The sequence below is a fragment of the Microcella sp. genome (genome assembly GCF_030645145.1).
In the GTDB taxonomy this organism is placed as follows: domain Bacteria; phylum Actinomycetota; class Actinomycetes; order Actinomycetales; family Microbacteriaceae; genus Microcella.
The window spans coordinates 35,668-41,755 of the sequence record NZ_JAUSMI010000101.1 but is presented as its reverse complement, the minus strand read 5'-3'; the positions used below and the strand labels follow the sequence as shown (position 1 = coordinate 41,755).

Here is a 6,088-nt window from a genome sequence, read left to right as displayed (position 1 = left end):
CCGGCCTCGACGGCGCCCGCGATCGGCTCGCCTACCGCAGCGCTCCGCTCGGGCTGCTCCGCCGCGCACTCGTCGGCGCGCTGCGTTTCGGCGGCGGCCTCCCGCAGGGAGAGGACGTCCTCTTCTCCGCGCGACTCTGGTTCTCGGGCGCCGCGATCGCCCTCGACGACGGCCCCGCCTACGTCGTGCACGACGACGCCCGCGACCGCGTCACGTTCGCCCCGCGACCCATCGGCGAGGCGCTCGCCTTCATCGACGAGGTGCTCGACGACCGCTGGTTCCGAGCGCTGCCGTCAGCCGCCCGTGACGCGCTCGGGGCGAAGCTGCTGCGCATCAACGTGCTCGGCGAGTTCGTGAACCGCCCCGACCCGGCCCAGTGGTCGAGCGGCGAGCGCGACGCCCTCGCGCGGCTCGTGGCGAGCATCCGCGCCGCAGCCCCGAATGCGATCGAGGCGATGTCGATCGCGGATCGCCGCGTTCTCGACGCCCTCCCCGCCGATTCGGGGGCGGATGCCCGGCGCCTGCTCGCCCTCGCCCGAGCCCGCCGCGCCTTCGGTCGGCCCTCCACGCTCCTCACGCGATCGCCGGCGCGAGTACTCCACCGCGAGGCGCCGCTGCGGATGATGGCCGCCTCATTCGTGCGATCAGCGGCGGGTCGTCGCCGAGCGGAGGGCGGGCGATGACCGTGCTGGGCGCCGTGGGCCGAGCGCTGGATCGCCTGACGGATCTCCTGCCGGCGCGAGCAGGGGCCCCGCTCAAGCGCGGACGGCTCCGCTACGACGCTGCCGAGCTCCCGCCGCCGCTCGGGGTGCCTGATCAGCCGGTCAGAGTCCTGATCGCCCCCTCGAACGCCGCGGGCCAGGGGTGGAGCTTCGCGCGCGCTCTCGAGGGGCTCGACGGGGTCGGCGCCCGGTCGCTGCAGATCTCGCTCGCGAGGGATTTCGGCTTCTCGGCCGACGCCCGCATCCGCTCCGAGCTGACGGCTCTGTCCGCGCCGTGGCGGCGACGCCACTTCGCTGAGGCGACCCGCTTCACCCACGCGATCGTCGAGTCGGGCCGGCCGCAGTTCGGCACGATGTTCGGGGGGCGCACAGGGGATGAGATCGCGGCGCTCCGCGCGCGCGGCGTCCGCATCGCGCATCTCGCGCACGGCAGCGAGCTGCGGCAGCCCGACCGTCATCGGGCGATCGACGAGTGGTCGCCGTTCCGCGATGAGGGGTGGGATGCCATCCCCACGCTCACCGAGCGCAGCGCCGCGTACCGTCGGCTTCTCGCCGAGGTCGACGCTCCGGTGTTCGTCACGACACCCGATCTCCTCCTCGACTGGCCCGGCGCGCACTGGACGCCGCTCGTCGTCGACCCGGAGCTGTGGGCGGCCGACGAGCCCGCTCTGCGGCGGCCTCGCCTCGTCGTCGCCCACGCGCCGACCAACCGCGTCGTGAAGGGCACCGACCTCATCGAGCCGGTGCTGCGCCGGCTCGATGCGGAGGGCGTGATCGAGTACCGCAGATTCGAGGGAGTCCCGGCGGAGCGCATGCCGGAGAACTTCGCCGCCGCCGACGTCGTCCTCGACCAGTTCCGCATGGGCATCTACTCGGCCGTCTCGGTCGAAGCGATGGCGGCGGGCCGGCTCGTCATCGCGCACCTCCACGAGCACACCGTCGACGCAGTCCTGAACCGCACCGGCCTCCGCCTTCCCATGGTGTCGGCCACCCCGGCCACTCTCGAGGACCGCCTGCGCGGCATCGCGCGCGATCGGGAGGGTGCGATGGCCACGGCCGCAGAGGGCCCCGCCTTCGCGCGAGCCGTCCACGACGGCCGATTGACGGCGGAGACGATCGATCGGGTCCTCCTGCGACCCCCCGAATAGGGTCCAGTTCCGGGCCCTCGGAACTATGGGCGATTTCGCAGGCTCGGGTTACCCTGGGGGGGAGCTCGCGTCCGGGGGGGATGCGTCTCAGGGGGGCTTCTCGTGAACGTGCACTTCTCTCGTCGCCGTGTCGTCGGCGACCGCACCAGTCGCACCGGGTTTCTGCGACGCGCTCTGGGCGGCCTGCTCGCCGCCGCGCTCGCCGGCTCGCTGCTGACCGCCATCGCACCGAGCGCGCCGGCGCAGGCGGCCGACATCCGCGACTTCGACCCCGGCTACCTGATCAGCGACTACCTGTTCTACAACACGGCGGCGATGACCGAGGCTGAGATCCAGGCGTTCCTGCTCTCCAAGGGCAACCCCTGCAGCAACTCGAACTGCCTGGATGTCTTCACGCAGACCACGACGACCCGAGCGGCCACCACGCGCTGCGCCGAGTACACGGGCGCGGCCAACGAGTCGGCTGCTCGGATCCTCTTCAAGGTTCAGGTCGCGTGCGGCATCAGCGCCAAGGCCCTCCTCGTCACGCTCCAGAAGGAGCAGGGGATCATCACGAGCTCCGCTCCGAGCGACCGCGCCATCCGCGTCGCCATGGGGTACGGATGCCCGGACACGGCCCCGTGCGATTCGCTGTACTACGGCTTCTTCAACCAGGTCTACACCGCGGCCGCGCAGTTCCAGCGCTACCGCCTCAGCCCGAAGTCATTCAAGCACCAGATCGGGCAGCAGTCGGTGTTCTACCACCCGAACTCCTTCGTGGTCAGCCCTCCGACCTGCAGCTCGGTCACGCTGAACATCAAGAACGCGGCGACCGCGGGCCTCTACAACTACACGCCGTACACGCCGAACGCCGCCTCGCTCAAGAACCTCTACGGCACCGGTGACGCGTGCTCGTCCTACGGCAACCGGAACTTCTGGCGCTACTACACCGACTGGTTCGGCAACCCGACCGGGCTCATGCCGTCGGGCGTTCAGCGGACCCGTTCCGCGGGCGACAGCCGGTACGAGACCTCGGTCGCGCTGTCGGCCGCCGCCTACCCGACCGGCGCGGCCACGGTCTACGTCGCCGTCGGATCCTTCTACGCCGACGGCCTCGCCGCGGCGCCCGCGGCCGCGATGGTCAAGGCTCCTCTCCTCCTCACCGACTCGACGGCCCTGCCCGCCGAGGTCGAGGCGGAGATCCGTCGACTCGCCCCGCAGTCGATCGTCGTGGTCGGCGGCGAGGGCGTCGTCAGCCCCGCGGTCTACGACCGTCTCGCGACGCTCGCGCCGAGCATCCGACGCGATGCGGGCGCCAACCGCTTCGAGACGGCTCGGAACATCGCGCTCGCGAGCTTCCCGACCGGCGCGGCGCGCGTCTTCCTCGCGAGCGGCGCCGACTTCCCCGATGCGCTGGCCGTGAGTGCGGCGGCGGGAGCGCTCGGCGGGCCCGTGCTGCTCGTCCCCGAGGGGGCGACGGCGGCCGACGCGGCGACGCTCGAGACGCTCACGGCGCTCAAGACCACGGCACTCGTGGTCGCCGGCGGGGCGTCGGCGGTGAGCGATGCGTACGTCACGTCGATCCGCACGGCGACGGGCATCGCCTCGGTCGCCCGCTACGGAGGCGCGGATCGCTACGAGACCGCGGCCGCGATCAACAAGTTCGCCTTCCCGAGCGCCGCGGGCGCCTACGTCGCGAGCGGACTCGACTTCCCCGATGCTCTGAGCGCCGCCGCTGTGGCGGGTGCGACCAAGTCGCCGCTCGTGCTCTCCCTCCCGCAGTGCCTGCCCGTGGTCTCGGTCAGGTCGATGGTGGAGGCGAAGGTGGGCAAGGTCTCGTTCGTCGGCGGCAGCGGAGTGCTCGGCCAGCCGGTCTACGACTTCCAGCAGTGCTGATGCGCGCGCTCATCCCCGGCGTCGTCGTCGCGGCCGTCGCGCTCCTGGCGCCGCTGGGTGCGTCGCCCGCGCTCGCCAGGCCCCAGCCGCCCGTGTCCGGTGTCGGCCTTCCCTCCACCGCCCGCCCGCCGGTGATCACGCCGCCGTTCGCCGACCCGGCCGCCTTCCGCGAGGAGGCCCGTGCGCTGCCGGCGGCGCTCACGCAGGCGCTGTCGCGCGATGTCGGGCTGACGGGGGCGGAGTACCTGGCCCACGCCGACCTCGCCGTCCGCGGCCTCGACATCGTCTCGGCTCTCGAGGCGGCGGATGTCGATGTCACCGGCTCGCAGATCGATGACGGCGCCCTCGTCGTCACGGTCGCGACCGCGGCCGACGTCGCGCGCGCGGACGAGCTCGGCGTCGAGGCGACCACCGAGCCCGTGCCCGAGCTGGATCTCAGCGGCATCGTCTTCGACCCCACGGTCGACCTGCACGCCGGGGCGCCGTACTACTACGACTCGGGCACCACGGGCGCTCGATGCTCGGTCGGCTTCGCCGGCATAGAGCCCGTCTCGGGCGCGCGTCAGGTCATCACCGCCGGTCACTGCCTCGGTCAGTCGACGGTGGCGCGCCGGATGATGACGATGAGCGCGCCGAACCAGGTGGGCATCCTGGGCGAGTCGATCGGGCTGCCCGTCGCGAACTCTTACCGTGCCGGCGGTGGGTTCGATACCGGGCTCATCGCGGTCAGCAACGCGAACGTCGTCCCGCGGCCGAGCGTGCTGACCTGGGGCGGCGGCACCGGCGCCCCGCTCGCCTCGGCCCCCCTCGCGGTGCGCGACGCGGCCGCGGTGTCGACTCCGGGCGTGACCCTCTGCAAGTCGGGCAGCACGACCGGATGGACCTGCGGCGTCGTGCAGGGCATCATCGAGGACCAGATCGTCGGAGACCCGGCGAGCCCGTCTGCCTACACGATCGACGGCATCGCGGTCTGCATCCGTGTGGGCTCCGGCGACAGCGGGGGCGCCGCGGTCGTCGGCGCGACCGCCGTCGGGGTGACCTCAGCGGTCGGCTCCGCGCCGAGCATGTGCCCGAACTCTCCTCAGCTGCTCGGCCTCTTCACGCCGCTCTACTCTCCGTCCTCGACCGTCGCGAGCGCCAACAGCCTCTACGGCGCTGCCTGGGAGCCGCTCATCGCGGTGAACCGCCCGACCGTCAGCTCGTTCGCGGGCAACGACACCGTCTTCTCGGGAGACGTGCTGCGCGGCACGCTTCCGGCGGGCCGCTCGCGCCACCGCGTCGAGGTCGTGATCGACGGCGGGGCGAAGAGGACCGCGGCCGTCGCCAACGACGGCTCGTGGTCGGTCGACATCAGGGATCTCGGCCCCGGGCGCCACACTTACTCGCTCGTCGGCCGCTGGGGCCAGCGCTCGGCCTCATCGGCCGCCACGGGCTCGTGGATCGAGCTCTCGGCCAGCCGCATCGCGGGCTCCGACCGGTACGACACGGCCGCCCGCATCTCGAAGGACGCCTTCCCGTCCGGGTCGTCGACGGTTCTCATCGCGAACGGCCTGTCGTTCCCCGACGCGCTCAGCGCCGGGCCGGCCGCAGGACTGCTCGACGCTCCGCTCCTCCTCACCGACGCGAAGGCGCTTCCCGCGGCGACGAAGACCGAGCTCGCCCGCCTCGCCCCGACCCGGATCATCGTCGTCGGCGGCGCATCCATGGTGTCGAGCGCGGTCGTGACGGAGCTCGCCAAGACCGCGCGCGTCGAGCGCTGGGCGGGCAAGGACCGGTACGAGACCTCCCGCGTCATCGCGCAGAAGGCCTTCCGCACCGGAGCCGAGATCGCCTACATCGCGACGGGCTCGAGCTTCCCCGACGCGCTCTCCGCGGGCGCGGCGGGCGTCGGTGTGGGCGCACCCGTCATCCTCGTCAAGGGCACGGACGCCGCCGTCGATGCGGCGACGGCGACGGCGCTCACCGGCCTGGGCGTCTCCGAGGCCCGCATCGCGGGCGGGCCGAGCGTCGTGAGCTCGGGCATCGAGAACTCCCTGAAGACGGTCGCCGACACGGTGCGTCGCCTCGCCGGCAAGGACCGCTACGGAACCTCGCTCGCGATCAACGCCGACGCCGTCGGCACGGCCCCCACGGTCTACCTCGCGTCGGGGACGAACTTCCCCGACGCGCTCGCCGGCAGCGTGCTCGCCGGGCTGCGGGGAGCGCCGATGTACATCGCGCCGGTGGGTTGCGTGGCTCCCGGCGTGAACGACGACATCGTGCGGGTGCAGGCCGAGCGGCTGGTCCTCTTCGGCGGCACGAGCGTCCTCAATGCCAATGCCGCGCGCCTCGTGACCTGCTGAC

3 protein-coding genes and 1 pseudogene are annotated in these 6,088 nt (G+C 72.6%); all 4 read left to right on the top strand.

Features of this window, described 5'->3' with window-relative positions:
- Positions 1-683 (top strand): annotated as a pseudogene (locus Q7T15_RS07105) (glycosyltransferase family 2 protein); the annotation flags it as partial.
- Complete coding sequence (locus tag Q7T15_RS07100; RefSeq protein WP_304694715.1) at positions 680-1,870, top strand: hypothetical protein; 1,191 nt, start codon at positions 680-682, stop codon at positions 1,868-1,870. The pseudogene Q7T15_RS07105 and the gene Q7T15_RS07100, both read left to right, overlap by 4 nt.
- A 102-nt stretch (positions 1,871-1,972) precedes the next feature.
- Positions 1,973-3,745: a cell wall-binding repeat-containing protein gene (locus Q7T15_RS07095; RefSeq protein WP_304694713.1), complete on the top strand. Its 1,773-nt coding sequence runs from the start codon at positions 1,973-1,975 to the stop codon at positions 3,743-3,745.
- Positions 3,745-6,087: a cell wall-binding repeat-containing protein gene (locus tag Q7T15_RS07090; protein ID WP_304694711.1), complete on the top strand. Its 2,343-nt coding sequence runs from the start codon at positions 3,745-3,747 to the stop codon at positions 6,085-6,087. Before Q7T15_RS07095 ends, Q7T15_RS07090 begins: the two co-directional genes overlap by 1 nt.
- Position 6,088: the final 1 nt, after the last annotated feature.